Below are 26,289 nucleotides of genomic sequence, written 5' to 3' on the forward strand. Positions count from 1 at the left end.
CCGGGAAGCCATCATGAACGCCCCTTTCGGCCTGAACGTCGACCTGCTTTCGCTGCCCCAGCCCTATCTCCTGTTCCTCGGCGACACGACCGAGCCGGGTTTCGCCAAGACCGCGTTCGGGCTTCGTGACTGGGCGGGAGAGAAATGCGTCGGCGAATTTTCGTGCGGCGCCACCGTCACTACCAAGCTCGAGAAGATGACGCCCGCCCAGGCAGTGGCCGAAGGCGCGAAGGGGCTGGTGATCGGGGTCGCCAATCCCGGCGGGGTGATCCCGACCTCGTGGCGCAAGTCGCTGATCGAGGCGCTCGAGGCGGGGCTCGATCTGGTCGCGGGGATGCATACGCGGCTCGCCGACATTCCCGAGCTGGCCGAGGCGGCGGAACGGCTGGGGCGGCGGCTGATCGACATCCGCGTGCCGCCCGCCGACATTCCGGTCGCCACCGGGCGCAAGCGGAGCGGCAAGCGGCTGCTCACCGTCGGCACCGATTGCGCGCTCGGCAAGAAATATACCGCGCTGGCGCTGGCGCGCGCGTTCAGGCGGCGGGGAGTCGACAGCGATTTCCGCGCCACCGGCCAGACCGGGATCATGATCGCCGGGGGCGGCATGCCGATGGACGCAGTGGTCTCCGATTTCGAGGCGGGGGCGGCGGAGATGCTGTCGCCCGACGCCGACCCCGGGCATTGGGACGTGATCGAAGGGCAGGGTTCGCTGGCGCACCCGGCCTATGCGGCGGTGTCGCTCGGGCTGCTCCACGGCAGCCAGCCGGACGTCTTCGTGGTGTGCCACGAGCCGGGGCGGACCGAGATGCTCGGCACCGCGGGCTATCGGGTCGCGACGATCGAGGAGATCATCGACCTGACGCTGGCGCTCGGGCGGCGGACAAATCCCGACATCCGCTGCGGTGGGGTGAGCTTCAACACCTCCGCGCTGGACGAAGCCGAGGCCGAGGCGGTGATGCGGCGCGAGAGCGAACGGCTCGGGCTGCCGGTCGCCGATCCGGTGCGCGGCGGCGCGGCGTTCGACGCGCTGGTCGAGAGCTGCCTCGCATGAGCAGCGCCGCCGCAGGATCGAGCTGGTTCCAGCGCTTCCTGCTGCCCGGCTTCGCGATGAAGGCCGTGATCATCGGCGGCGGCTATGCCACCGGGCGCGAGCTGGCCGAATATTTCCTGCCCGCGGGGCCGTGGGGCGGACTGATGGGCATGCTGCTGGCGATGCTGCTGTGGAGCGTGATCGCCGCGACCACCTTCGCTTATGCCCGGCTGGCGGGGGCGCTCGACTATCGCGCCTTCTTCGCCGATCTGCTCGGGCCGGCCTGGATCGCGTTCGAAGTGGCGTACATCCTGTTCGTCGTGCTGATCCTGGCGGTGTTCGGGGCGAGCGCGGGGGCGATCGGCGCGGCGATGTTCGGCTGGCCGAGCTTTATCGGCGCATTGCTGCTGGCGAGCGGCATCCTCGCCACCGTCGCATTGGGCAATCAGGCAGTCGAGGGCGTGTTCAAAAATGTCTCGTTCCTGCTCTACGGCGTCTATGCGCTGTTCCTGATCCTCGCGCTGTTCAGCTTCGGCGACCGTATCGCCGCGGGCTTTTCGACCCCGGCGCCGTGGCAGGGCTGGGCGTCGGGCGGGCTGACCTATGCCAGCTACAACATCATCGGCGCGGTGGTGATCCTGCCGGTGCTCCGCCATCTGACCAGCAGCCGCGACGCCGTGATCGCGGGCATGATCGCGGGACCGCTGGCGATGGCGCCGGCGATCCTGTTCTTCACTTGCATGGTCGCTTTCTATCCCGCGATCGGGGCCGAGACGCTGCCGTCCGACTTCCTGTTGCGCCAATTGAACGCGCCGCTGTTCCACTGGCTGTTCCAGATCATGATCTTCGCCGCTCTGCTCGAAAGCGGTGCAGGCGCGGTGCATGCGATCAACGAGCGCGTCGCCGGGGTGCTGCGGCGCCGCCGCGGCGTGGAGCTGGGCGCGCGCGCGCGGGCGCTGATCGCCGGGGTGCTGCTGCTGGTCTGCATGTTCGTCGCCGAGCGGGTGGGGCTGATCGCGCTGATCGCCAGCGGCTACCGGCTGCTCGCCTGGCTGTTCCTCGCCGTGTTCGTGCTGCCGCTGATGACGATCGGGCTGGCGCGACTGCTCCGGCGCCGTTCTGCATCCCCCAAGGAGATCGCCGCATGAGACTGTGCTCGCTGCTCGCTGTGCCGTTGCTCGCGCTCGCCGCACCCGCGCTGGCCGATCCGCCCGCGGGGCTCGACGCAAAGGTCGAGGCGCTGCGCAAGGCGACCGGGGCGCCGGGGATCGCGGTCGCGATCGTCGAGCATGGCAAAACCACGCTCGCCAAAGGCTGGGGGGTACGCAAGCTCGGCGCGGCTGCGAAAGTCGACGCCGACACGATCTTCCAGACCGGATCGACCGGCAAGGCGTTCACTGCCGCGGCGATCGCGATCCTCGTCGACCAAGGCAAATTGGGCTGGGACGATAAGGTGATCGATCACATGCCGTGGTTCCGCATGTACGATCCATGGGTGACTCGCGAGATCACCGTTCGCGACCTGCTCGTCCACCGCAGCGGGCTCGGACTGGGCGCGGGGGATCTATTGTTCGTCCCCCGCGGCAGCCTGTCGCGCAAGGAGAGCGTCAAGCGGCTGGCGTACATCAAGCCGGCGACCAGCTTCCGCTCGTCCTACGCCTATGACAACATCCTCTACATGGTCGCCGGCCAGCTGATCGAGGAAGTCAGCGGCAAGACGTGGGAGGAGTTCATGACCCGCGAGGTGCTCGGCCGCGGCGGGATGAAGACCGCTACCGCCACCTATGAAGCGCGTTGGGCGACGCCCGACCGCGCCTTTCCGCACGCCCGGATCGGCGGCGCAGTGCGCGGCGACGGGCCCAATTCGGTGCTCGACGAGCGCGAGGAGCTGGGCCGCGCGGCGATGCCCGCGGGCGGGCTGGCGCTGAGCGCGAAGGACCTCGCGCAATGGCTCAAGATCCAGCTCGGCCATGGCGCGCTGCCGGGCGGCGGCCGGCTGTTCAGCGAGGCGCAGGCGGCCGAGATGTGGAAGGGCGCGACGCTCCAGCCGATCACGCCCTATCCGGGCAGCCTCGCGCCGCTGACGCCCAAGTTCAGCAGCTATGCGCTCGGCTGGGAAGTCGAGGATTACAAGGGCGCGCGGATCATCTCGCACGGCGGCGGCGTGTTCGGATCGATCACCCATGTCATCCTGCTCCCCGATCAGGATGTCGGCATCGCGGTGGTGGTCAATTCGGAGGAAGTCGCTTTGCTGCGCGGCGTCGCGCACATGCTGGTCGATCATTATCTCGGGCTGCCCGACCAGGATTGGCCGGCGCGGTTCGGCGAGTTCATGGAGAAGCGGATCGCCGGCGGCAAGGCGGCGCTGGCCGGAGTCAAGGCCGCGCCCGCCAAGGTCGGGCCGTCGCTGGCGCTCGAACGCTATGCCGGTACCTATCGCGATCCCTGGTATGGCGACGTCGCGGTGACCAACGCCGCCGACGGCCTGCGCATCGACTTCAGGAGCACGCCGCGCATGGCCGGCAAGCTCGTCCATTGGCAGTACGACACTTTCGTCACCCGCTTCGACGACAAGGCGATCGAGCCCGCATACGTGACCTTCGCGCTCGACGCCGACGGCAAGGTCGCGCGGGTGTCGATGAAGGCGGAGAGCCCGATCGCCGATTTCAGCTATGACTATCACGATCTCGACCTGCGGCCGGTGGAGGGGGCGGAGTGAGGGGGAGCTGGCTTCTCCCCTCCCCTGCAGGGAGAGGGACTTTGGCGCTCGCCCTCCTCCTCGCCGGGTGCGCCACGACGCAGGCGGAGCCGCCGCGCAAGGCGCATCGCGATTTTCTCGTGCTCGACACCCATCTCGACACGCCGATCCATTTCGGCCGTCCGGGCTGGAGCTTTGCGGGGCATCATGATCCGGCGACCGATCTGGTGCAGGTCGATCTCGAGCGGATGGATTCGGGCGCGCTCGATGGCGGCTTTTTCGCGATCTATACCGAGCAGGGACCGCTGACGGCCAAAGGCTATGCCGATGCGCTCGCCTTTGCGCGCAAGCGATCCGATCTGATCGACTCCACCCTCGCGGCGCTGCCCGCCCGGATCGATTTCGCGACGACCGCCGCCGATGCGCGCCGGGCCGACCGCGCCGGGCTGCGCATCGCGTTCAAGAGCATGGAGAACAGCTACCCGCTCGGCGAGGATCTGTCGCTGCTCGAGGATTTCTACGATCGCGGCGTGCGGCTGGCCGGGCCGGTGCACGGCGCCAACAACCAGTTCGCCGATTCCTCCGGAGACACGCCGAAATGGAACGGTCTCTCACCCCTCGGGCGCCAATGGGTAAAGGAGATGAATCGGCTGGGGATGGTGATCGACGCCAGCCATGCGTCGGACGCGACGTTCGACCAGATGCTGGAATTGTCGACCACGCCATTGCTGCTCTCGCATTCGAGCGGGCGCGCGGCGTTCGACCATCCCCGCAATCTCGACGATGGCCGCATCCGCAAGCTCGCGGCGAAGGGAGGGGCGATCTGCGTCAGCACGATCTTCCTCTCGACCATGAATCTCGGGCCCGAGCGCGCCAAGATGTTCGGCGAGTACGAGCATATCGCCGATCTCTCGCCCGAACAGCAGGCCGATCTCGCCCGGCGCTGGCGCGCGCTCGACAAGACCGCGCCGATGTGGGCCGCCGATTTCGAGCGCTACATGACGATGGTGCTGCACGTGATCGAAGTCGCCGGCGTCGACCATGTCTGCTTCGGCGCCGATTGGGACGGCGGCGGCGGCCTGCCGGGGATCGCGGACATCTCGGCCTTGCCCAAGGTCACCGAGCGGCTCCGCGCGGCCGGCTATTCGGATGCCGATCTCGCCAAGATGTGGGGCGGCAACATCCTTCGCGTGGTCGAGGCGGCGGAGCGCGGCGCGGCGCGCTGAGACGGCCTGCTTTCCCCTCCCTGAAAGGGAGGGGGCAGGGGGTGGGTTGGAAAAGGTCGGGCTCGACGCCCGGCCTTTTCTTTATTCCGCCTACGTCGTTGAGCGCGCTGACGCGCGCACCCACCCCCGACCCCTCCCTTCCAGGGAGGGGAGTTGATGGGCCTACGCGACGTCGTAGAGCAGGGCCAGTTCGTCGAGCGGCAGCGTGAAGCAGATCGCGGCGCCGCCGAGGGGGCTGGTGCCGCTCCAGATCCGGCCGCCATAGGAATCGACGATCGTCCGGCAGATCGACAGCCCGATCCCCAGCCCGTTGCGATCGGCCGCGCCGAACGGCGCGAAGATGTCGTCGACATGGTCGGGCAGGCCGGTGCCGTTGTCGGCGACGCTGACCATGACCATTCCGCCTTCCTCGCGCCGGCTGGTGACGATCACCTGCGGCTTGTCGATGTGAGTCACTGCCTGCGCGGCGTTGCGGATCAGATTGAGCAGAACCTGCTGGATCTGGACCTTGTCCGCGGCGACATGGCCGGTATCGGGCTCCAGCCGCGCGCTGATCGCGGTGCGCGCCACTGCCGGATCGGCGACCTTGCTGAGCGCGATTGCCTCCTCGACGATGTCGTCGAGCGATGCGATCTCGCCGTTCCGCCGGTCGGAGACCATTTCGCGGGCGCGCGAAATGATCTTGCCGCTGAGGCCGATCTGACGGCCCGCCTGCCCCAGCAGGACCGCCAGCCTCTCCTGATCGACGAGCGAATGCCTGCCCTGTTCGGCCAGATAGATCGCGGCGCTGAGATAATTGCCCGCGGCGGTGAGCGGCTGCGACAGCTCGTGCGCGATCGTCGCGGCCATCAGATTGACTGCCTCGACCCGGGTGATGTGGGCGACTTCGGCGCGCAATTGCTCGTGCCGCCGTTCGGTGGTGATGTCCTGCTCGGTACCGAGCACGGTGCGCACCTTGCCGTCGGAATCGACCACGGGGAACATCCGGATCCGCAGATGCGCGACGCGGCCGTCGCCCATCGTGCTGACCACTTCGCACTGCGCCGGCTGCTTCGACAGGATCGCAGTGCGCAAGGTCCGCTGGATATCCTCGCGCCCCTCCGGATCGTGGAAGGCGAGCGCCTGATCCGAAGTGATGACGTCCTGCTGCGGATCGAGACCGTGCATCCGGCAGGCCTCGTCCGAACAGGCGAGCAGTCTGGTTTCGAGATCGAGCTCCCAATCGCCCATCTTGCCGATCGCCTGCGCTTCGGAAAGCCGCTCGTTGGTGGCGGCGAGGTGACGGATGATCGCTTCGCGCCGGCGCAGCCCCAGCCAGAAAGCGAGCGTGCCGCCCAGCAGTGCCAAGGTCAGTGCGGCGACGGTGAGATAGAATATGCGCGCGCGGGCATAAGAGGGGGCGAGCACGTCGTCGGTGCCGAGGCCGACGCTGACGAACAGCCCGAAGCGCGACAGCCGCCGCTGGCTGAAGATGCGGGTAACGCCGTCGACCGAGCTGGGGCCGACATAGGTGCCCCACGGCTCGGCCGCCTGACGCTGCATGGCGAGCTTGCCTGCGAGATTCTGGCCATAGCTCACCGCCGGTCCCTCGCGCCGTGCGAGGGTGAGTCCGTCGAGGCGCACGACCGAGATCAGGTCGTGCGGACGAAAATCGGCGCCCTCGTAGAAGCGGGTCAGCCGATCGACCGGGATGTGCAGCGCGACGGCGCCGCCGAAGCTGCCATCCGCGCGCCGGATCGAGCGCGCGAAAACGATCGCGGCCTTGCCGGCACCGCCATCGGGGGCCGGATCCGCGAGGAGCGGCTCGCGCGTCCGACCGGTTCGCAGCAGCCGGAACGCCGCCTCGCTCGCCTCTCCGGTGCCTTCGCCGGGACGGCTCGACGCGCCGAGCCGGCCGCTTGCATCGAGGACGTCGACCCGGGCGAACAGGGGATCGGTGGCTGTCGAATCGGTCAAGGGCCGCGGAGTCGCGCCGACGTCGCGATACTGCCGCGCCAGATGCTGCGCCGCGCTGTCGGCATGATCGAGGATGCCCGCGACGAAATGGTCATAGGCGATCGCCCGGTTGCGATTCTCGCGGATCGCGGCCGAGATCAGATTGTCGCGCTGGACGTGGGTGATCTGGAGCGCGGCGACCCAGATCGCGACGCAGATCAGCACTGCTGCCGCCGGAAGGAGAAACGTCACCCATCGCGGAGCAACCTGCGCCGATCCACGCAGTGGATAGCGGAATGCAGGCAGGGAATCGGCTATAAGCTTCACACTATGGACAGCCCGGGCAGTGTCGACGGCAGGGTGGCTAAAGTACCATCTTCAACTTTTGTTAACTAAGTACTTGTCCTGACAAAACCAATGGCCAGACGGGTCTTGGCATATCGCCGATCGGGGCGGTTTGTCGATTCCGCGCAGTCCGGACACTGCTTGGGCAATAGTGTACACCGCGCGGGCCGGCTGCGCGCAGGGGTGACGACTCTGGCAGCTATCGCCGCCAAAGCGCTGGAAACCCGGTTGATTCAATCTTCCGTAGGGTGCGGCCTACACGTTGAAGCGGAACAGCATCACGTCGCCGTCATGGACGACATATTCCTTGCCTTCCGAACGCAATTTGCCCGCGTCGCGCGCGCCGCTCTCGCCCTTGAACTGGACATAATCTTCATAAGCGATCGTCTCGGCGCGGATGAAGCCGCGCTCGAAATCGGTGTGGATCGCGCCGGCGGCCTGCGGCGCCTTGGCGCCGACCTCGACCGTCCAGGCGCGCGCCTCCTTGGGGCCGACGGTGAAGAAGGTGAGCAAGTGGAGCAATTTGTAGCCGGCGCAGATCACGCGGGCGAGGCCGGTTTCCTCGAGCCCGAGCTCGCCGAGAAATTCGCCGCGCTCCTCGGCGGGCATCGTCGCGATGTCGGCCTCGATCGCTGCCGAGACGACCACCGCCTCGGCGCCCTCGGCCTTCGCCTTGGCGAACACCTTGGCCGAGAGTTCGTTGCCGTTGGCGGCGTCTTCCTCGTTGACGTTGCAGACATAGAGCACCGGCTTGCCGGTCAGCAATTGCGCCTGCGCGAAGACCTTGGCCTCCTCGGCGTCCTTCGGCTGAGTCAGTCGCGCGGGCTTGCCTTCGCGGAGCAAGTCGAGCGCCTGGCCGAGCACCGATGCGGCGACCTTGGCGTCCTTGTCGCCCTGCTGGCCCTTCTTGACGTAATTGGGCACGCGCTTCTCGAGGCTTTCGAGGTCGGCGAGCATCAATTCGGTTTCGACGGTCTCGGCGTCGGCGATCGGATCGACCTTGTTGTCGACATGCTGGATGTCGTCATTCTCGAAGCAGCGCAGGACATGGACGATCGCGTCGACTTCGCGGATGTTGCCGAGGAACTGGTTGCCGAGGCCTTCGCCCTTGCTCGCGCCGCGGACGAGCCCGGCAATGTCGACGAAGCCGAGCTGGGTCTCGATGATCTTGGCCGATCCGGCGATCTCGGCGAGCGCGGTCAGCCGCGGATCCGGCACTGCGACGTTGCCGACATTCGGCTCGATCGTGCAGAACGGATAGTTCGCCGCCTGCGCGGCGGCAGTCTCGGTCAGCGCATTGAAGAGCGTGGACTTGCCGACGTTCGGAAGCCCGACAATGCCGCAGCGAAAACCCATGAGAAGCTCGATCCTGTGTTGAAGCGCCGGGCAGGCCGGCGAGTTGCGGGCTCGATAGGCGCAAAGCGCCGGACTTTCCAGTGCGGAGCAAGCGCGCGGGGCCGGGCGTTGATGCCCCATGCTGTTGCACCATATCGATTCCGCCGCCGCTCGTCTGATGGGCATCGAAGACGCCGATTTCCGCGAGCCGGCCGGCGAGCCGGCGATGCTTCCGCCCGATTCGGTATCGTGGCGCGTGTTCCGCAATCCGGTGACGATGTATGTGGGCGGGATCGCCGCGGTCCTGCTCGAATTGGGCGAGCCGCGGGTGCGCCACGGCGTCTGGGATCACACCAGCTTCCGGCACGATCCCGCGACGCGGATGCGGCGGACCGGGCTGGCGGCGATGATCACCGTATACGGCGCGCGCAGCCGGTTCGAGGCGCTCGCCGGACGAGTCAATCGCATGCACGCGCGGGTGCGGGGCGAGACCGACGACGGGCGACCCTATGTCGCGAGCGATCCCGAATTGCTGCTCTGGGTGCAGGCGACCGCGAGCTGGGCGTTCCTCGAGGCCTATCGCTGCTATGCCGTGCCGCTTGGCCAGGCCGAGCGCGACCTTTTCTATGCCGAGGCGAAGGCGGGCGCCGCATTGTACGGCGTTGAGGCGCCGCCGGCGAACGAAGCCGAGATGGCGGCGCTGATGGCGCGGATGCGGCCGCAGCTCGAGCCGTCGCCGGCGATCGACGAGCTGATCGCGATCCTGCGCTCCGCCGACATATTGCCGCGCGCACTGCGCCCGCTGCAACGGCTCGGCGTCCGCGCGGCCATCGATTTGCTGCCGGCGGCGATGCGCGGCCAGCTCGGGCTGGCAGGCTATCGGTTCGGCCGGCGCGAGCGCGCGCTGCTCAAGCTGCTCGCCAGGGGAGCAGGGCGCTTCGAGCTGCCGTCGAGCCCGGCGCGGCAGGCGGCGGCGCGCCTCGCGCGCGCAAGGACTTACGGGCCGGGCGCGCTCGCTCCGTCCTAGTATTGTATCGCTGCTTGACGCCCCCCCGTTCATCTGGAGTACAGGGGCGCCGGGCCTTGTCAGGCATCGAGTATTTCAAGGAGCAGGGAATGATTCGCCGTCACATGATCATGAGCGCCGCCGCGGCGACGCTGGCGCTTGCGAGCTGCAGCGGCAGCGACGATCCCGATCCGACGCCCACGCCCTCGCCGACCGCGACTCCCACGCCGACGCCGACCGCGTCGCCGACCTACACGGCATTTCCGCTCGCCACTGCGGCCGAGTTCAGCACGATCAACGCCGCGACCAGCTATACCGGCAATCCGGCGGGCGCCGTGACGCTGGGTGCCGCCAGCACCGAGCCGATGTCGAGCCGGGTGCGCCTCGCCACGAGCAACCTGATCGCCTCCGCGACCTATGTGATCCGCGAGAACACCGAGGAATCGCGCTTCGTCAACGCCAACGTCACCACGGCGCCCGCCCCGGCCGTGACCGAGTTCGTGTTCCGCACCAACGACACTGCGACCGCGGGCAAGTTCGCGCAGCTCGAATTCCTCAACAACACCATCCCGTCGCAGGTGACGAGCAACACCGCGCTGCAGCTGACCAATCTCAGCTACGCCAATTGGTGGCGCGGCGATTCGACCACCGGCGCCAAGCGGATCGCGACCACGGTGTTCGGCTATCAGACCGCACTGACCGACGTTCCGACCACCGGCACCCAGGCCTATACGTCGACCGTCGTCGGCAAGCTGGTCAGCGTCAACGGCGGAGTCACCACGGTGTCGCGCGTCGGCGGCACGGTCACCGTCTCGGTCAATTTCTCGACCGCTCTGGTCGATGTCACGCTCACCCTCAACCAGACGCCCGAGGGCGGCGGGACCACCACCGCATACGGCACCTTCACGGCGCAGGGTGCGATCCCGGTCGGCCAGAACCAGTTCAGCGGCAGCTTCGCCGGCAATGCGGCGCTTTCGGGAACGATCCAGGGCGGCTTCTTCGGCTCGCAGGGCAAGGAGATCGGCATTGCCTTCGCGGGCAATGGCACCGTCGGCGGCGGCAATCAGCGCCTCGTCGGCGTGGTCGTCGGCAAGAAATAAGCTCTCGGCGGAACGACGAAGGGGGCTCCGGGAAACCGGGGCCCCTTTTCGTGCGCTCAATCCTGCAGCCGGAGCGCCACGTCGCTCATGAAGCGCGCGTCGTTGCCGCCCGCCAGCCACGCCGCTTCCGCGGCGATCGCGCCGAGCATGTCGCTGAGCGGCTCGATTTCGGCCTTGGCATAATTGCCCAGTACATAGCCGGTCACCCGATCCCTGTGTCCCGGATGACCGATGCCGATCCGCACCCGGCGGAAATCGGGCCCGATATGCGCATCGGTCGAGCGCAAGCCATTATGCCCCGCGGTGCCGCCGCCCACTTTCACCTTGACCTTGAACGGCAGCAGATCGAGCTCGTCGTGGAAGACGGTGACGTCGGCGGGGGTGAGCTTGTAAAAGTCCAGCGCCGCGCGGACGGCGCGGCCGCTCTCGTTCATGAAGGTGCCGGGCTTGAGCAGGATTAGCTTGTCGCTGCCGATACGCCCTTCCTGCGTCCAGCCCTGGAACTGCTTCTTCGGCGTGGAGAAATCGTGCACCTCGGCGACGGCGTCGAGGGCCATGAAGCCGACATTGTGCCGGTGCATCGCATATTGCGGCCCCGGATTGCCGAGACCCACCCAGAGCTGCATGCCGATAACCCCAAAACAAAATCGCCCCCGCACCTAAGATGCGGAGGCGATTTTTTGAACCGTGAAGTTTGGGACGATTACTCGCCCTCGGCCTCGTCGGCGACTTCGGTCTGGGTGTCGCCTTCGCTCGACTTGAGCGCCGACGGCGCCACGACGGTCGCGATGGTGAAGTCGCGATCGGTGATCGCCGAGGTTGCGCCCTTGGGCAAAGTCACTGCCGAGATGTGGATCGAATCGCCCACTTCGACACCCTTCAGCGAGATCTCGATCTGGTCGGGGATCTCGGCCGCGTCGACGACGAGTTCGAGCTCGTGACGGACGACGTTGAGCACGCCGCCGCGCTTGATGCCGGGGGCTTCTTCCTCGTCGGTGAACACGATCGGCACCTGCACGGTGACGGTGGCATGCTCGGAGATGCGCAGGAAGTCGACATGGACCGGACGGTCGGTGACGACGTCGAAAGCGACGTCCTTGGGCAGGGTGCGCTCGCCATTGACCATGACGACCGAGTTCATGAAGTGCCCGGTGTTGAGCAGCTTCATCAGCTCGCGCTCGCTGACGTGCACGCCAACGGGGTCTGCCTTGTTGCCGTAGATGACGGCGGGGACGCGGCCTTCACGACGCAGCGCCCGGGAGGCTCCCTTGCCAACCCGGTCGCGCGTCTCGGCCGACAGCGTAAGCGTTTCGCTCATGTGTCGTTTCCAATGCGCTAAAGTGTTTCAATTCGCATGCCCGGCAGGCCTCCAGGGATGACCCTGCCACGGCAAGCGCGCGCCTCTATAGGAAGTACGGGAAAAGTGCAACCGACTCCAATCCTCCCCCGGGGAGGGGGAGGATCGCAATCGGCTAAACCAATTCAGGCAGCAACTCGTCGAGCTTGTCGAGGCTCTGGCTCCAGCCTTCCTTCATGCCGTTCAGTGCCGGCAGCATCCGCTCGCTGACCTGGGTCACGCGCGTCACCATGTGCAGCACCGTGCCGCCGTCCGGCGCATCCTCGAAGACCAGCGTGTCCTCATGCTCGATCCCCCAGCTGCCGTCGGGCTCCTGAAAGGCGCGGAGGACGAAGCGCAGGCGATCGGGGCGGGCGATCTCGAGATACTCGCCATAGACCGGGTTGGTGCCATATGGCTCGGGGCCGCGCATGTCCATGCGGATCTTGCCGCCGGGGCGTGCGTCGGTCTCGCAAACCGGCGCGTCGAACTCCCGCGGGCCCCACCAGCGGGCGAGATGCTCGGCTTTGGTGAAGCAGTCGAACACCAGCTCGCGCGGCGCGGCGAAATTGCGAGTGATCGTCATCTCATAGCCAACGCCGATTTCGGTCGTGCTCATCTTTTCTCTCCTTTGTGCTGCAGTTCATCAAGATACGCGTCGAGATCATCGAACTTCTCTTCCCAGAAGCGACGATAGGCAGTGAGCCACTCGCTCGCCGCCTTGAGCGCTTCGGCCTCGAGCTTGGCCGGGCGCTGTTGCGCGGTGCGGCTCCGCGAGATCAGCCCGGCGCTTTCCAGCACCTTGAGGTGCTTGGTGATCGCGGGGCCGCTGATCGCGAACGGGCGGGCGAGTTCGCCGACATGGGTTTCGCCGAGCGCCAGGCGGGCGAGGATCGCGCGGCGGGTCGGATCGGCAAGCGCGGCGAAGGTGGCGCTCAGTGGGTCGGGACTCATATAACCTCCATGTTAAATAACTTATCGGCTAAATGACGACGGGAGTCAAGCCCGTGCGCTCGCCTCCCTGCAAGGGAGGAGCAGAGGGTGGATGCGAGCCGTCGAGATGCGTCGGTAAAAAGAAAAGGCCGGGCATCGAGCCCGACCTTCTCTTACCCACCCCCAACCCCTCCCTTGCAGGGAGGGGAGCTTGTGCCTTAATAATCTACCCGTTCGGCCTTGAGCCCGCGCTTCGCCAGTTCGGCCTGCACCCCGGCCTTGCCGGCGAGATGCCCCGCGCCGACCGCGACGAACACCGTTCCCGGTGCTTTCATGCGCTGTGCCAGCCAATCGGCCCATTTGCGGTTGCGCTGCGCGAGCAGGGCGTCGGCGAGCTCGGGCGAGCGGCTGAGATCCTCGTTCATCAGCTGCGCAATGCCGTCGGCATCGCCCGCGCTCCACGCCGCGACCATCCGGTCGATCGTCTCGCCCGCTTTGGGCAGATCGTCGAGCGTATCGATCAGCAGCGCGCGCTGGGCCGGCATCGGCAGCCGATCGAAATAGCCGAGCTGCTCGCGCGCGGTCTCGAGCCCTTCGACCTGCTTGCCGCTGGCCTTGGCCGCCGCGGTCAATACGGCCTCGGCGCCGTCCTTCTCGTCATAGCCCAATTGGCGCAGCGGCGCCGCCGACAGCATCGTCGCCGCCAGCCACGGCTCGGCGCGATCGAGCGCCTCGGGCGACAGCCCCATCTCGGGCAGGGCCGCACGGAATTTCGCCGCTTCGGCGGGGGAGAGCTGATCGGGCAAGGCAGGGCCGCTCGCCGACATGCCGAGCTCGCTGACCAGCGCCTGCATCTCGTCGGCGGGCGGCATCACCAGCTCGAGCACCAGTTCGTCGCTGGCATCGAAAGCGGTCTTCACGCCATCGTCGAACCAGCCGACCCCAGGCTTGAGCATGTGCACCGTACCGAACAGATAGATCCTGGTGTCGGCGTCCCTGACCACCCACAATGCCGGATCGGCATCGTTCGCCGCCGGCTTCGCCCCGCACCCGCCGAGCGCCAGCAGCGCCGCGATCAATATCTTCCGCACCATCGCGCGACAGGAGCGCAGTCACTGCATCCTTGTCAACGGGACCGCGTCACGCCAAAGCACCGCGCATATGTCCGAGCCCCTCAGCTTCCAGCGCATGATCCTGAAGCTCCATGATTACTGGAGCGAACGCGGCTGCGTGATCCTCCAGCCCTATGACATGCGCATGGGCGCGGGGACCTTCCACCCGGCGACGACGCTCAAGGCGCTCGGCCCCGATCCGTGGAACGCCGCCTTCGTCCAGCCCTGCCGCCGCCCGACCGACGGCCGCTATGGCGAGAACCCCAACCGGCTCCAGCACTATTACCAATATCAGGTGATATTGAAGCCGAGCCCGCCCGATCTGCAGGAACTGTATCTCGGCAGCCTTGCCGCGATCGGGATCGACTTCACCCGCCACGACATCCGCTTCGTCGAGGACGATTGGGAATCGCCGACGCTCGGCGCCTGGGGGCTGGGCTGGGAAGTCTGGTGCGACGGGATGGAAGTCACCCAGTTCACCTATTTCCAGCAGATGGGCGGGTTCGACTGCAAGCCGGTGGCGGGCGAGCTGACCTATGGGCTCGAGCGGCTGGCGATGTACATCCAGAATAAGGACAGCGTGTACGATCTCGCGTTCAACGATGCCGGGGTCAGCTATGGCGACGTGTTTCTCGAGAACGAGAAGCAGATGTCGAAATATAATTTCGAGGTCGCCGATACCGAGACCTTGTTCGAGGCGTTCCGCAAGGCCGTCGCCGAGTGCGAGAACTGCCTCGCGCAGGACATTCCGATCGCCGCATACGAGCAGGCGATCGAGGCGAGCCACGTCTTCAACCTGCTTCAGGCGCGGGGCGTGATCTCGGTCGCCGAGCGCCAGGCCTATATCGGGCGGGTGCGCGATCTCGCCAAGGGCTCGTGCGCGGCGTGGATGGCGAAAAACGGGTGGGCGGCGTGAAGAGGTTCGCGCAAGAACGCGAAGGCGCGAAGCATTTGGTTCGCGCAGAGGCGCAGAGGACGCAGAGATTGCAGTCCTCGAACACCGCAGAGCGGCCTTCATTTGCTGCGAGGCAGCGTGAAACGTCTCGCTGGCGCGAGACGATGCGGCGCGGACAGGCTCTGCGTCCTCCGCGCCTCTGTACGAAAAAACCTTCTCTCCTTCGCGCCTTTGCGCCTTTGCGTGAACCATCATGACCGAAGACTTCCTTCTCGAGCTTCGCTCCGAAGAAATCCCCGCGCGGATGCAGGAGAAGGCGCGGGCCGATCTCGCGTCGCTGTTCGAGGCACGGCTGAGGGCGCTCAACCTCGCCTTCGACAGAATCGAAAGCTTCGCCACGCCGCGCCGGCTCGCTTTGATCGTCCGCGGGGTCGCCGAGACCACCACCGCGGCGACCGAGGAGCGCAAGGGGCCGCGCGCCGATGCGCCCGACGCCGCGATCCAGGGCTTTCTCCGCTCGACCGGCCTCAGCCGCGAGCAACTCGTCGCACGCGACGACGGCAAGGGCGGGCAAATTCTGTTCGCCGTGATCGAGCGCCCCGGCATCGTCGCGGGATCGGTGCTCGCCAGCGCGGCGAGCCATGTCATCCACAGCTTCGCCTGGCCCAAATCGATGCGCTGGGGCGAGGCGTCGGTCTCGACCGAGAGCCTGCGCTGGGTGCGGCCGCTGCAGGGCATCGTCGCCTTGCTCGGCGACAAGCTGGTTCCGATCGAAGTCGCCGGGATCAAGAGCGGCGTCCAGACCGTCGGGCACCGCTTCCACCACCCCGGAGTGATCACGATCGGCAGCGCCAACGACTATGTCGAGAAGCTCCGCGCTTGCCATGTCGTGGTCGACGGCGCCGAGCGTCGCGCGATCATCGCCGTCGGGGCGAAGCTGGCCGCGCAGAAGGCGGGGCTGTCGCTGGTCGAGGACGAGGGCCTGCTGTTCGAGAATGCCGGGCTGACCGAATGGCCGGTGCCGCTGCTCGGCCGCTTCGATGCTGACTTCCTGAGCGTGCCGCCCGAAGTGATCCAGCTTACGGCGCGGGTGAACCAGAAATATTTCGTCTGCCGCGATAATGCGGGCAAGCTGGCCAATGCGTTCATCTGCACTGCGAACGTCGACGCGGTCGACGGCGGGGCGAAGATCGTCGAGGGCAACCAGAAGGTCCTCGCCGCGCGGCTGAGCGACGCGCGCTTCTTCTACGATACCGATCTGAAGGTGCCGCTCGAGGCGCAAGCGGAGAAGCTCGAGAAGATCGTGTTTCACGAGAAGCTGGGCACGGTGGCCGACAAGGTCGAGCGGGTGGCCAAGCTGGCGCGCTGGCTGGTCGAGCAACAGATCGTCACCCCGGCGAAAGCCGGGGTCTCGGGCGAAGGCGCGGGGCAGGAACCGCACGAGATCCCGGCTTCCGCCGGGATCACGGAATTGGCCGACATGGCCGAGCGCGCGGCGCGGCTCGCCAAGGCCGATCTGGTCACCGGCATGGTCGGCGAATTCCCCGAGCTGCAGGGCCTGATGGGGGGCTATTACGCCGCCGCACAGGGCGAGCCGGCCGAGGTGGCCGAGGCGATCCGCGATCATTACAAGCCGGTCGGGCAGGGGGACGAGGTTCCGACTGCGCCGGTCACGGTGGCGGTGAGTTTGGCGGATAAGCTCGACAGTATCACCCAGTTCTTCGGCGCAGATCTAAAACCCAGCGGATCGAAGGATCCTTTCGCGCTCCGGCGGTCGGCACTCGGCACCTTGGCGCTGATTATCGACAATGGCCTTCGCTTCCCGATGTCGAAGATCGCGGGTGCGGATGTGCTCGACTTCTTCGCCGATCGCCTCAAGGTCCAGCAGAAGGAAGCCGGGGTCCGGCACGACCTGATCGACGCGGTGTTCGCATTGGGCGGCGAGGACGATCTCGTCCGGCTGCTCGCCCGGGTTCATGCGCTGCAGGCGTTCGTCGGGACCGAGGACGGCAGGAACCTGCTCGCGGGCTACAAGCGCGCCGCGAACATTCTCAAGAAGGAGGGCTGGCCCGCCAGTGCTCCTCCGGAAGCAGGAGCCCAGGATGGCGAGGGGCAGAGCAACCCTGGGCGCCTGCCGGCGCAGGAGCACGGGTATGTGCCGCAAGCGGAGGAAGCCGACCTGATCGCCGCGCTCGCCGCCGCCGAACCGGTCGCCGCCACCGCGATCGCGCGCGAGGATTTCGAGGCTGCGATGGCCGCGCTGGCGACGCTGCGTGCGCCGATCGACGCATTCTTCGACAAGGTTACCGTCAATGATCCGGACCCGGCAAAACGCGAGGCCCGCCTCAACCTGCTCGCCCGCATGCGTGACGCAGTGCACAAAGTCGCCGATTTTTCGCGGATCGAAGGCTGATTTATCGGATTTATTGCGGTTCCGGAATAGTCGAATTTGTCCAGTCTTTAGGAAGTCTTGGCCGTCCGCCGCGCGCCTGCGTCCTGACAACGCAATCAGAGCTTCCGCCTTGTTCGCAGCCGCGGTAGGCGCCTCCCGTCCCGGGGCGGCGCCTCCAGCATAAGGATCAGGGATGACGCAGTACGTGTACCGCTTCGGCGGCGGGGTTTCGGACGGCGGCAACGGCGACAAGAATCTGCTCGGCGGCAAGGGCGCCAATCTCGACGGCATGGCGGGCATAGGCCTGCCGGTGCCTCCCGGCTTCACGATCAGCACCCCGGTCTGCGCACTCTATTACGATTCGGGCGAGAGCTTCCCCGACAGCCTCAAGGACGAAGTCGCCACCGGCGTCGCGCATATCGAGAGCGTCACCGGCAAGAAATTCGGCGACCCCGCCGATCCGTTGCTCGTCTCGGTCCGCAGCGGTGCGCGGGTGTCGATGCCGGGCATGATGGATACGGTGCTCAACCTCGGGCTCAACGACGCGACCGTCGTCGGGCTCGCCGAGGTCAGCGGCGACGAGCGCTTCGCGTGGGACAGCTATCGCCGCTTCATCCAGATGTATTCGGATGTCGTGCTCGGGCTCGATCATGGACGCTTCGAGGAAGCGCTCGAGATCGCCAAGGAAGACAATGGCTACAACCTCGATACCGAGCTGAGCGCCGGCGACTGGCAGAAGCTCGTCGCCGAGTACAAGGCGATCGTCGAGGAATTGTGGGGAAAGCCCTTCCCGCAGGATGTTCACGACCAGCTCTGGGGCGCGATCGGCGCGGTGTTCGGTTCTTGGCAGTCCGAGCGCGCCAAGGTCTATCGCCGGCTGAATGACATCCCCGGCGATTGGGGCACCGCGGTCAACGTCCAGGCGATGGTTTTCGGCAATATGGGCGAGACCAGCGCGACCGGCGTGGCCTTCACCCGTGATCCGGCCAAGGGCGACAATGCCTATTATGGCGAGTTCCTGATCAACGCGCAGGGCGAGGACGTCGTCGCCGGGATCCGCACCCCGCAATATCTGACCAAAGCGGCGCGCGAGACGGCGGGGGCCAGGCCGCTGTCGATGGAAGAGGCGATGCCCGAGGCCTATGCCGAGCTCGCCCGCGTCTTCGACCAGCTCGAGCGCCACTATCGCGACATGCAGGACATCGAGTTCACCGTCGAGCGCGGCAAGCTCTGGATGCTGCAGACCCGCAGCGGCAAGCGCACCGCCAAGGCGGCGCTCAAGATCGCAGTCGACATGGCGAACGAAGGGCTGATCACGCAGGACGAGGCGATCCTGCGGGTCGATCCGATGGCGCTCGATCAATTGCTCCACCCCACGCTCGATCCCAAGGCGGTGCGCGACGTGCTGACCAAGGGGCTGCCGGCGTCGCCGGGCGCCGCTTCGGGCCTGGCCGTGTTCGACAGCGACACCGCCGAGAAGCGCGCCGCGGCGGGCGATTCGGTGATCCTGATCCGGGTCGAGACTTCGCCCGAGGACATTCACGGCATGCATGCCGCCAAGGGGATCCTGACCGCGCGCGGCGGGATGACCAGCCATGCCGCGGTGGTCGCGCGCGGCATGGGCCGGCCGTGCGTCTCGGGGGCAGGCACGCTGGCGATCGTCGCGCGCGATAAAGTGATGCGCGTCGCCGGGCGCGAAGTGCGCGAGGGCGATACGATCACGATCGACGGCACCACCGGCGAAGTGATGTTCGGCGCGGTGCCGACGGTCCAGCCCGAGCTTTCGGGCGATTTCGGCACCCTGATGGTCTGGGCCGATGCCAAGCGCCGACTCAAGGTCCGCGCCAACGCCGAGACGCCGCTGGATTGCCGCACGGCGCGCGAGTTCGGCGCCGAGGGGGTCGGGCTGTGCCGCACCGAGCACATGTTCTTCGACGGCGCGCGGATCACTGCGGTGCGCCAGATGATCCTGGCGAGCGACGAGAAGGGCCGGCGGGCCGCGCTCGACAAGTTGCTCCCTGAACAGCGCAGCGATTTCGTCGAGATTTTCGAGGTCATGGCGGGGCTGCCCTGCACGATCCGCCTGCTCGATCCGCCGCTCCACGAGTTCCTGCCGCACGAGGAAGCCGAGTTCGAGGAAGTGGCCAAGGCTGCCGATGTCGACATCGAGACGCTGCGCAGGCGGGCGGCCGAGCTGCACGAGTTCAATCCGATGCTCGGGCATCGCGGCTGCCGGCTCGGGGTGACCTACCCCGAGATCTACGAGATGCAGGCCCGCGCGATCTTCGAGGCGGCGGTGCTCGTCGCGGAGAAATCGGGCGCGGCGCCGATCCCCGAAGTGATGATCCCGCTGGTCGCCACGCGGCGGGAGCTCGAGCTGATGAAGATCGTCGTCGACAAGGCGGCCGAGGCGGTGTTCGCCGAGAAGGGGCGTCGGATCGAATATCTGGTCGGCACGATGATCGAGCTGCCGCGCGCGGCGCTGCGCGCGGGCGAGATCGCCGAGGTCGGCGAATTCTTCAGCTTCGGCACCAACGATCTCACCCAGACCACGCTCGGGGTGAGCCGCGACGACGCCGCGCGCTTCCTGACCACCTATGTCGAGAAGCAGATCTATGCGCGCGATCCGTTCGTCAGCCTCGATGTCGAAGGTGTCGGCGAGCTGATAGCGCTGGCGGCGGAGCGGGGCCGGGCGACGCGGCCCGATATCAAGCTGGGCATTTGCGGCGAGCATGGCGGCGATCCCGCCTCGATCGCATTCTGCGAAGAGACCGGGCTCGATTACGTCTCCGCCTCGCCGTACCGGGTGCCGATCGCCCGGCTCGCCGCGGCGCAGGCGGCGCTGCGTAACTGAACTCCAATGCTCCTGCGAAAGCAGGAGCCCAGAGTCACGAGCGCATCGCTTGCCGCCCTGGGCTCCTGCTTCCGCAGGAGCACTGAAAGGTCAGTAAGGATCGACCGCCCGGGGCGGCGCCACCCCGCTCGGCGTCGCCGCGCGCAGCCGGGCATTCTCGGTCTCGAGCTCGCGCAGGCGGCGTTGGGCCTCGCGGAGTTCGGCGCCGGTCTCGTCGCGATAGGTGCGATGGCGGAGCTCTTCGTCCTGATAGCGATCGCGCCATTTGCTGCGGCCCGATCGGGCGGCGAGCCCGAAGAAGAAGCCCGCCACGAGCGTGATGCCCAAAGCGACGAACTGCGTGACCGTGTCGAAAGGCAATCCCTGCATCGCTCGATCTCCCTGTGGCGGCGGGCAGGCTAGTCCGCCCGCGCCGCCGATGCCACCGTAACGATCGAAGCGGGATTTAGTGCATCAGCGCGTCGTTGATCGAGCAGGCGGCGGGGCCGAGGATCACGATGAACAGCACCGGCAGGATGAACAGGATCAGCGGCACGGTCATGATCGCGGGCAGGCGCGCGGCCTTTTCCTCGGCGCGCATCATGCGTTCGTTGCGGAATTCGGCCGAAAGCACACGCAACGCCGACGCGAGCGGGGTGCCGTATTTCTCGGTCTGGATCATCGTGGTGACCACGCCGCGGACCGCTTCGAGATCGATGCGGTGCGCGAGATTCTCGAACGCCTGGCGGCGATCGGTGAGGAAGCCCAGCTCGATCGCGGTGAGCGAGAATTCCTCGCCGAGCTCGGGATAGGCCTTGCCCAGTTCCTTCGAGACTCGGTGAAAGGCGGCGTCGACGGTCAGGCCCGCCTCGGCGCAGATCACCAGCAGGTCGAGCGCGTCGGGAAGCCCCTTGCGGATCGCGTGGCTGCGCTTGGTGATCTTGTTCTTGAGATAGATGTCCGGCGCCTTGTAGCTCAGGATGAAGCTGACCGCGACGAGCCCGTACTTCTTGAATGCGCTCCAATCGACGAACATGTCGGTGCCGTAGACCATGTACAGGATCGGCCCGCCGATCACGATCGGCAGCACCAGCCGGCCGAAGATCACCGCGACTGCCCATTCCTTGGAGCGGATGCCGGCCTGGAGAAGCTTGGTCTGCGCGACCTTGATCTGGCTCTCCTGCAGCACCTTCATCGAAGAGAGCAGCGAGCGGATGCGATCGGTCGTCTCGTTCTTCTGGACGAGCTTGGCGCGGCGCTTCGAAGTCGAGGCGGTGATGCCCGCCTTCAATTGCTCGCGGCGATCGTTGAGCGCCTTGACGCGCTTCGCCATCGGATCGCGCACCGTCGTCGCGGTGTAGATCGCGAAGACCACGGCGGTCGCCGCGATCGCGCTGAGGAAAGTCGCGACCCAGAGGACGTCGACGCCGAGCAGGGTGGGGCCAGCGGAGGGTTCCATCATCAGATCTCGAAATTGACCATCTTGGCCATGATGAAGGCGCCGAGCGCCATCCAGATCAGCCCGCCGCCGCCGGCGACCATCAACCGCTCATCCTTGAAGAAATTGAGCATGTAATTGTTGTTGATGAACCAGACGAGGCCGAACACGATGAACGGCAACGAGCCGACGATCAGCGCGGACGCCTTGGATTCCGAAGACATCGCCTTGATCTTGAGCTTCATCTGCGCGCGCTTGCGCAGCACTTCGGCGAGGTTGGCGAGCGTCTCGGCAAGGTTGCCGCCGGTCTCGCGCTGGATCGCGATGGTGATCGTGAAGAACTGGAATTCGGGGGTGCCGAGCCGGTCTGCGGTCTCCTGCAGCGCGGCGTCGAGCGTACGGCCGATCTTCATCTTGTCCGAGACGGCGCGGAACTCCTCGCCGACCGGGCCGGGGACTTCCTGGCCGACCACGCCCATCGTCTCGGTGATCGGCAGACCCGAGCGCAGGCCGCGGACGAGCAGATCGATCGCGTCGGGGAATTTCGAAGTGAATTTGTTGATTCGCCGCTTGATGAAGAAGCTTACCACCTTGTGCGGCAGCCCGACGCCGACGAACAGGCTGAGGAACAGCGCCAGCCAGATCGGCGCGCCCTCGAAATAAAGCAGGGCGCCGGGGACGAGGATGAGCCCGAGCGTGATCATGCCGTACTGGCTCAGCGTCCAGTTCTTGCCGGTCATGTTGAGGCGCTTCTGGAGCAACGCCGGATTGGGCAGGAAGCGCGACGCGGCGAGATCCATGCCGCTCGCGCTCCGCGCAGTGACGCGGCGGATCTGGGCTTCCATCGCGACGGCGCCGGCGGTGCCCGAATGGCGTTCGCGCACGCCGCTCAGACGACGCGCGCCGGCGCGCGCCGTCGACGGCCCGGCAAAGGCGAGCACCATCAGCGAGAGCACCAGGAAGGTGCCTCCACCAAGCATCAAAACCGGCAGCAATTCCACGCCGAGGTGCCTCCGAACCCGTTATCCCGCGCCCGCAATTGGGCGCGGAACGATTACTTCTTCGCCTTTGACGGCATCTTGACCTTGATCTTGTCGAACAGCGAGCTGCCCTTTGATCCCTTGGCCGGCTTGGCGGTCTTGTCGTCGCGCTCGCCCGAATCGGTGATCGCTGTGATCCGCGCTGCCAGTTCGCCGAGCGGCGCCAGCGACTTGGCCGACTTGCCGACTTCGGCGAGCGGCTTGCCGAGCTTGGCGGCCTGTGCCGCCACCTTCTGCTCGAACGGGATCAGCACGTCGATCTTGCGCTCGATCGAGCCCTCGAAGTCCTTGCGGCTGATCTCGAGGAACGCCTGGGGCTGGGCCTTGTTGGCGACGACGATCACCTGGGTCTGCGGCGCATTCGACTTGAACCAGCTGAGGATGCGGATCGCGTCGCGCGCGGCAGCAAGCGTCAGCTCGGTCACCAGCACCGCGACCTGAATGTCGGTGATCAGATGCGGATGATTGACCAGCATGTTGCGCGGCAGATCGACGACGGTGCATTCGAACGCCCCGCGCATCTCTTCCTGCAACTGGTAGAATGCGGCGCCGTCGGTCAGGACGGGCGCGTTGATCGGCGCCTCGGCCGACAGCACGGCGAGACGGTCCGACGCCTTGACCATCGCGCGTTCGATGAACAGTCCGTCGATGCGGCTCGGATTCTCGATCGCATCGGTCAGGCCGCGGCCCGGCTCGAGGTCGAGCGCGAGCGCGCCGGTGCCGAAATGCACGTCGAGGTCGAGCAAGGCGGTAGTCCGCACATGCTTGTCGCTCAGCAGCCAGGCGAGCGAGGTCGCGATCGTCGATGCGCCGCAACCGCCGCGCGTGCCGATGACGGCGACCGCGCAATGCGGCACGTCGCTGCCGGTATCCGCCAGCTTGGGCGCGTTGAGCGCAGCCTGCGCCTGGGCGAAGGTGTCGCGCAGCGCATCCGGGTTGAGCGGCTTGAGCAGATAATCGTGGATGCCGCTCGCGACGAGATCGCGATAGAGGCGCACGTCGTTGACCTGGCCCGAGGCGATGACGATCGTGCCGGGCTCGCAGACTTCGGCGAGCGCGTTGATGTCGTTGAGCGGATCGCCCGATTCCGAGAGATCGACGAACAGCACGTTGGGACTCGCCGAGACCGACAGGGTCTGGACCGCGTTGCGCAGCCCGCCCTTGTTGACCTTTTCGGGCGACCAGCCGAGCTCGACTGCGATCGGACGCAGCGCCTCGGCGGTGGTCTCGTCGCAGACAAAGGCGATGAATGGCTCGCGATGCGCGGTGCGCGAGGGATTAAAAGGTGCGTTCACTGCTTGCCTCCAGCGCTCTCGCCCTTCACGGCGCCGCCCGCTCCCGACGGTGCCGCCCGGCGATACGCGTTCACGGCCTTGGCCGAAGTTGCCGAATCGGTGAGCGGCGAGCCCGGCGCGCCGCGCACGAGATCGACCGGGTCGGCGATCATCGCGGCGAGATTGCTGTTGGTCGCACAGCCGAAATTCGCGCTGGTGCTGGCCGCAAAATCGGGTTGAAAGTCCGGCGAATGATCCGGGCAATTCGGCACGCTGGCCGTGGTGCGGGTGACGACGACGCGGGCGGTGCCCGGCCGGATCTCGCCCACCGTCACTGGTGCCTGATCGGAAACCAGCAGACCGTAGCGATCGGCATAGGCGGCGATCTCGTTGCGGGCCGCATCGTTCTGGCTGGCGTCGTCGACCGCGATACGGTCGCCATAACGAAGCCCCATCGATCCGAGCCAGCCGGCGAGACGCTGGCCTTCGCCAGCGGCGAGGCCGTTGCCGGTGGTCTGCACGTCGAACACATAGTCATTGCGCTGGACGACGGGCTGATAGACCGAGTCTAGGCCGTGATTGTTCGTTCCGCACGCACTCAACAGCACGAGCGGGGCGAGGAGGAGGGGAGTGAAGCGCGACGACATTGCGATCTCCTCAGGACATCAGAAGCCGAAGCCGGGGGCGGCGGAGCCACCCTTTTTCGGCCTGGACGGGGCGGGTGCGGCCTTGGCGGGCCGGTTGGTTCGATCGGCCGGCGCGGGCATCGACTGCCCGGGTGCGAACGCACCGACTGCGGGCACTGCGCTCCCGGACGGAGCCATCGTCGGCTTCGGTCGATCGCCGTTGGCGCCGCTGCCGCTGAGCTGACCGCCGATGATCCGTTCGAAATCATTGGGCGAGCGATAGCCGTCGGTCGGCAGCACGATCTGGTTCGCATTCACCGGCTTCACCAGATACGGCGTGATCACGATCATCAGTTCGGTCTCGTTGCGCTGGAAGCCGTTCGACCGGAACAGGGTGCCGAGGATCGGAATGTCGCCGAGGCCGGGGGTCTTGCTGATCGAGTTGTTGTGCGAGTTCTGCAGCAGACCGCCGATCACCATGCTCTCGCCCGAGCCGAGCTCGACCGTGGTCTCGCTGCGGCGCGTGGTGAGCGCGGGGATGCTGGTGCCGTTGAACTGGACGGCGCCCGCCGACGACAGCTGCGACACTTCGGGCCGGACGCGCATCGAGATGCGGCCATCGGCAAGCACGGTGGGCGTGAACGCCAGGCTGACGCCGTATTGCTTGTACTCGATCGTCGTCGTGCCGAGCCCCTGTGCGATCGGGATCGGGATTTCGCCGCCGGCGAGGAAAGTCGCCGTCTCGCCCGAAAGTGCGGTGAGGTTCGGCGTGGCGAGCGTGGTCACCTGGCCGATGGTCTCGCCGAGATCGATCGCCGAGAGCACGTCGATTCCGAACAGCTTTCCGGCGAGGCCGAGAGTCGAGAAGTCCGATCCCTTGGCGAAATTGGTCACCGAGGTGCTGCGCGGATTGATGAACTGGCCGGTCGAGGGATCGTAGGGCCCCTTGATGTACCCGCCCCCGGGGACCGGGATCTCGGCGATCGGGAATTTCGACAGATCCGAATCGGTGAATGAGCCGGGATTGCGGCCCGAGGCGACGCCGAAGCCGAACCCGCTGGTCTGATCGCGCGTCGTGACGTTGACGCCGACATTCTTCATGAAGCTGCGGCTCACTTCGGCGAAGCGCACTTGCAGGTTGACCTGCAGCGGCGTCGCCGTCTTGAGACGGTTCATCACCATATATTTGAGCTGGGCGTTCGGATCCGAGACGTTGACGCCGGGATTGAGCGCGGAGAGCACGAAGCGCTGCGCCTGCTCGCTCTCGGCGGGCGAGGCGACCGTGCCGTTCAGCACCGCCAGCTGACCCACCGTGGTGATCGTGATGTCGGTTTCCGGCATCGCCGCCTTCACCATGCGGTCGATCGACGTGACGTTCTGCGCGACGCGGACATTGGTCGAATAGACGACGGCGCCGTTGGCGGCGGTCGCGAAGATCGTGGCCTCGCCGAATTCCTTGCCGAACAAGTGAATCTGGCGCGGATTGGCGACATAGACGTCGGCCACGCCCGAATTCGACGTCCACACATTGGCGACGTTGGCGGGCAGGGTGATCAGTTCGCCCTCGCCGACCGACAGCAGGACCTCGCGGGTCGGGCGCTGGGTGCCGACCGGAAGGTTGGCGACGCGGGCCTTCTGGCGCGACTGGGCCATCACTTCGGCCGGGAGGCTCATCGCCATCCCCGCCAGCACCGTGGCGCCGAGCGCCCGGTTCAGGAGAGTCTTGGTGCGCATG

At 66.7% G+C, this 26,289-nt stretch carries 22 protein-coding genes; 9 read left to right on the plus strand and 13 right to left on the minus strand.

Features of this window, described 5'->3' with window-relative positions; genetic code table 11:
• Positions 1-13: 13 nt before the first annotated feature.
• The 4 genes from Q9Q95_RS08255 to Q9Q95_RS08270 are packed head-to-tail and all read left to right on the plus strand — an operon-like array spanning position 14 to position 4,954.
• Positions 14-1,051 (plus strand): DUF1611 domain-containing protein, encoded by a 1,038-nt coding sequence (locus Q9Q95_RS08255; RefSeq protein WP_306095856.1) that lies wholly within the window; start codon positions 14-16, stop codon positions 1,049-1,051.
• Positions 1,048-2,178 carry a hypothetical protein gene (locus Q9Q95_RS08260; RefSeq protein WP_306095858.1) on the plus strand — a complete coding sequence of 377 codons (1,131 nt, stop codon included), beginning with the start codon at positions 1,048-1,050 and terminating at the stop codon, positions 2,176-2,178. Before Q9Q95_RS08255 ends, Q9Q95_RS08260 begins: the two co-directional genes overlap by 4 nt.
• A complete protein-coding gene (locus Q9Q95_RS08265) occupies positions 2,175-3,749 on the plus strand; it encodes a serine hydrolase (protein ID WP_306095860.1) in 1,575 nt (524 codons plus the stop codon). The genes Q9Q95_RS08260 and Q9Q95_RS08265 overlap by 4 nt, the downstream gene beginning before the upstream one ends.
• Positions 3,750-3,790: 41 nt before the next feature.
• Positions 3,791-4,954 (plus strand): dipeptidase, encoded by a 1,164-nt coding sequence (locus Q9Q95_RS08270; protein WP_306095862.1) that lies wholly within the window; start codon positions 3,791-3,793, stop codon positions 4,952-4,954.
• Positions 4,955-5,116: 162 nt separating this feature from the next.
• On the opposite strand, the gene Q9Q95_RS08275 is transcribed toward Q9Q95_RS08270, so the two are convergent.
• On the minus strand, positions 5,117-7,141 hold the full coding sequence (locus tag Q9Q95_RS08275; protein ID WP_306095865.1) for an ATP-binding protein: 2,025 nt from the start codon (positions 7,139-7,141) through the stop codon (positions 5,117-5,119).
• 348 nt (positions 7,142-7,489) lie between these two features.
• Positions 7,490-8,590 carry a redox-regulated ATPase YchF gene (gene ychF / locus Q9Q95_RS08280; protein WP_306095867.1) on the minus strand — a complete coding sequence of 367 codons (1,101 nt, stop codon included), beginning with the start codon at positions 8,588-8,590 and terminating at the stop codon, positions 7,490-7,492.
• A gap of 118 nt (positions 8,591-8,708) precedes the next feature.
• Between ychF and Q9Q95_RS08285 the strand changes: the two genes are divergently transcribed.
• Together Q9Q95_RS08285 and Q9Q95_RS08290 are read left to right on the plus strand one after the other, a co-directional pair.
• Positions 8,709-9,596, plus strand: a complete 888-nt coding sequence (locus tag Q9Q95_RS08285) for an oxygenase MpaB family protein (RefSeq protein ID WP_306095869.1) — start codon at positions 8,709-8,711, stop codon at positions 9,594-9,596.
• Between the two features lie 89 nt (positions 9,597-9,685).
• Complete coding sequence (locus Q9Q95_RS08290) at positions 9,686-10,675, plus strand: transferrin-binding protein-like solute binding protein (RefSeq protein ID WP_306095872.1); 990 nt, start codon at positions 9,686-9,688, stop codon at positions 10,673-10,675.
• A 56-nt stretch (positions 10,676-10,731) separates the two neighbouring features.
• On the opposite strand, the gene pth is transcribed toward Q9Q95_RS08290, so the two are convergent.
• The 5 genes from pth to Q9Q95_RS08315 form a co-directional block, all read right to left on the minus strand.
• Positions 10,732-11,301 (minus strand): aminoacyl-tRNA hydrolase, encoded by a 570-nt coding sequence (gene pth, locus Q9Q95_RS08295; protein WP_306095874.1) that lies wholly within the window; start codon positions 11,299-11,301, stop codon positions 10,732-10,734.
• Between the two features lie 77 nt (positions 11,302-11,378).
• Positions 11,379-11,993: a 50S ribosomal protein L25/general stress protein Ctc gene (locus Q9Q95_RS08300; RefSeq protein WP_306095876.1), complete on the minus strand. Its 615-nt coding sequence runs from the start codon at positions 11,991-11,993 to the stop codon at positions 11,379-11,381.
• 154 nt (positions 11,994-12,147) lie between these two features.
• Positions 12,148-12,630 (minus strand): SRPBCC domain-containing protein, encoded by a 483-nt coding sequence (locus Q9Q95_RS08305; RefSeq protein WP_306095878.1) that lies wholly within the window; start codon positions 12,628-12,630, stop codon positions 12,148-12,150.
• Positions 12,627-12,965 (minus strand): helix-turn-helix transcriptional regulator, encoded by a 339-nt coding sequence (locus tag Q9Q95_RS08310; protein ID WP_306095879.1) that lies wholly within the window; start codon positions 12,963-12,965, stop codon positions 12,627-12,629. The genes Q9Q95_RS08305 and Q9Q95_RS08310 overlap by 4 nt, the downstream gene beginning before the upstream one ends.
• A 197-nt stretch (positions 12,966-13,162) precedes the next feature.
• Positions 13,163-14,038 (minus strand): TraB/GumN family protein, encoded by an 876-nt coding sequence (locus tag Q9Q95_RS08315; RefSeq protein WP_306095898.1) that lies wholly within the window; start codon positions 14,036-14,038, stop codon positions 13,163-13,165.
• 67 nt (positions 14,039-14,105) lie between these two features.
• On the opposite strand from Q9Q95_RS08315, the gene Q9Q95_RS08320 reads away from it, so the two are divergent.
• The 3 genes from Q9Q95_RS08320 to ppdK all read left to right on the plus strand — a co-directional run bounded on the left by Q9Q95_RS08320 (position 14,106) and on the right by ppdK (position 20,197).
• The gene (locus Q9Q95_RS08320) at positions 14,106-14,972 is read left to right on the plus strand and encodes a glycine--tRNA ligase subunit alpha (RefSeq protein WP_306095901.1); all 867 of its coding nucleotides are present in this window, start codon (positions 14,106-14,108) and stop codon (positions 14,970-14,972) included.
• A 232-nt stretch (positions 14,973-15,204) separates the two neighbouring features.
• Positions 15,205-17,364 (plus strand): glycine--tRNA ligase subunit beta, encoded by a 2,160-nt coding sequence (glyS, locus tag Q9Q95_RS08325; RefSeq protein ID WP_306095903.1) that lies wholly within the window; start codon positions 15,205-15,207, stop codon positions 17,362-17,364.
• A gap of 172 nt (positions 17,365-17,536) precedes the next feature.
• Positions 17,537-20,197: a pyruvate, phosphate dikinase gene (gene ppdK / locus Q9Q95_RS08330; protein WP_306095905.1), complete on the plus strand. Its 2,661-nt coding sequence runs from the start codon at positions 17,537-17,539 to the stop codon at positions 20,195-20,197.
• 90 nt (positions 20,198-20,287) lie between these two features.
• Here ppdK and Q9Q95_RS08335 read toward each other — a convergent pair whose 3' ends face one another.
• From Q9Q95_RS08335 to Q9Q95_RS08360, 6 genes are all read right to left on the minus strand, one after another.
• Positions 20,288-20,566 carry a hypothetical protein gene (locus Q9Q95_RS08335; RefSeq protein ID WP_306095907.1) on the minus strand — a complete coding sequence of 93 codons (279 nt, stop codon included), beginning with the start codon at positions 20,564-20,566 and terminating at the stop codon, positions 20,288-20,290.
• 76 nt (positions 20,567-20,642) lie between these two features.
• Positions 20,643-21,635: a type II secretion system F family protein gene (locus tag Q9Q95_RS08340; protein WP_306096349.1), complete on the minus strand. Its 993-nt coding sequence runs from the start codon at positions 21,633-21,635 to the stop codon at positions 20,643-20,645.
• A gap of 2 nt (positions 21,636-21,637) precedes the next feature.
• Positions 21,638-22,615, minus strand: a complete 978-nt coding sequence (locus Q9Q95_RS08345; protein ID WP_306095909.1) for a type II secretion system F family protein — start codon at positions 22,613-22,615, stop codon at positions 21,638-21,640.
• 53 nt (positions 22,616-22,668) lie between these two features.
• On the minus strand, positions 22,669-23,949 hold the full coding sequence (locus Q9Q95_RS08350; protein WP_306095911.1) for a pilus assembly protein CpaE: 1,281 nt from the start codon (positions 23,947-23,949) through the stop codon (positions 22,669-22,671).
• Positions 23,946-24,575: a CpaD family pilus assembly lipoprotein gene (locus Q9Q95_RS08355; RefSeq protein WP_306095912.1), complete on the minus strand. Its 630-nt coding sequence runs from the start codon at positions 24,573-24,575 to the stop codon at positions 23,946-23,948. Before Q9Q95_RS08355 ends, Q9Q95_RS08350 begins: the two co-directional genes overlap by 4 nt.
• Before the next feature lie 18 nt (positions 24,576-24,593).
• Positions 24,594-26,288 (minus strand): type II and III secretion system protein family protein, encoded by a 1,695-nt coding sequence (locus tag Q9Q95_RS08360; RefSeq protein WP_306095913.1) that lies wholly within the window; start codon positions 26,286-26,288, stop codon positions 24,594-24,596.
• Position 26,289 lies beyond the last annotated feature (1 nt).

Source organism: Sphingomonas sp. DG1-23 (assembly GCF_030730875.1).
In the GTDB taxonomy this organism is placed as follows: Bacteria; Pseudomonadota; Alphaproteobacteria; order Sphingomonadales; family Sphingomonadaceae; genus Sphingomonas.

Bases quoted from the DNA above. Each gene is read 5' to 3' on its own strand.
- Q9Q95_RS08255 (WP_306095856.1), top strand. From the start codon at position 14: ATGAACGCCCCTTTCGGCCTGAACGTCGACCTGCTTTCGCTGCCCCAG.
- Q9Q95_RS08260 (WP_306095858.1), top strand. From the start codon at position 1,048: ATGAGCAGCGCCGCCGCAGGATCGAGCTGGTTCCAGCGCTTCCTGCTG.
- Q9Q95_RS08265 (WP_306095860.1), top strand. From the start codon at position 2,175: ATGAGACTGTGCTCGCTGCTCGCTGTGCCGTTGCTCGCGCTCGCCGCA.
- ychF (WP_306095867.1), bottom strand. From the start codon at position 8,590: ATGGGTTTTCGCTGCGGCATTGTCGGGCTTCCGAACGTCGGCAAGTCC.
- Q9Q95_RS08285 (WP_306095869.1), top strand. From the start codon at position 8,709: ATGCTGTTGCACCATATCGATTCCGCCGCCGCTCGTCTGATGGGCATC.
- Q9Q95_RS08290 (WP_306095872.1), top strand. From the start codon at position 9,686: ATGATTCGCCGTCACATGATCATGAGCGCCGCCGCGGCGACGCTGGCG.
- pth (WP_306095874.1), bottom strand. From the start codon at position 11,301: ATGCAGCTCTGGGTGGGTCTCGGCAATCCGGGGCCGCAATATGCGATG.
- Q9Q95_RS08300 (WP_306095876.1), bottom strand. From the start codon at position 11,993: ATGAGCGAAACGCTTACGCTGTCGGCCGAGACGCGCGACCGGGTTGGC.
- Q9Q95_RS08305 (WP_306095878.1), bottom strand. From the start codon at position 12,630: ATGAGCACGACCGAAATCGGCGTTGGCTATGAGATGACGATCACTCGC.
- Q9Q95_RS08310 (WP_306095879.1), bottom strand. From the start codon at position 12,965: ATGAGTCCCGACCCACTGAGCGCCACCTTCGCCGCGCTTGCCGATCCG.
- Q9Q95_RS08315 (WP_306095898.1), bottom strand. From the start codon at position 14,038: ATGGTGCGGAAGATATTGATCGCGGCGCTGCTGGCGCTCGGCGGGTGC.
- Q9Q95_RS08320 (WP_306095901.1), top strand. From the start codon at position 14,106: ATGTCCGAGCCCCTCAGCTTCCAGCGCATGATCCTGAAGCTCCATGAT.
- glyS (WP_306095903.1), top strand. From the start codon at position 15,205: ATGACCGAAGACTTCCTTCTCGAGCTTCGCTCCGAAGAAATCCCCGCG.
- ppdK (WP_306095905.1), top strand. From the start codon at position 17,537: ATGACGCAGTACGTGTACCGCTTCGGCGGCGGGGTTTCGGACGGCGGC.
- Q9Q95_RS08335 (WP_306095907.1), bottom strand. From the start codon at position 20,566: ATGCAGGGATTGCCTTTCGACACGGTCACGCAGTTCGTCGCTTTGGGC.
- Q9Q95_RS08340 (WP_306096349.1), bottom strand. From the start codon at position 21,635: ATGGAACCCTCCGCTGGCCCCACCCTGCTCGGCGTCGACGTCCTCTGG.
- Q9Q95_RS08355 (WP_306095912.1), bottom strand. From the start codon at position 24,575: ATGTCGTCGCGCTTCACTCCCCTCCTCCTCGCCCCGCTCGTGCTGTTG.
- Q9Q95_RS08360 (WP_306095913.1), bottom strand. From the start codon at position 26,288: ATGCGCACCAAGACTCTCCTGAACCGGGCGCTCGGCGCCACGGTGCTG.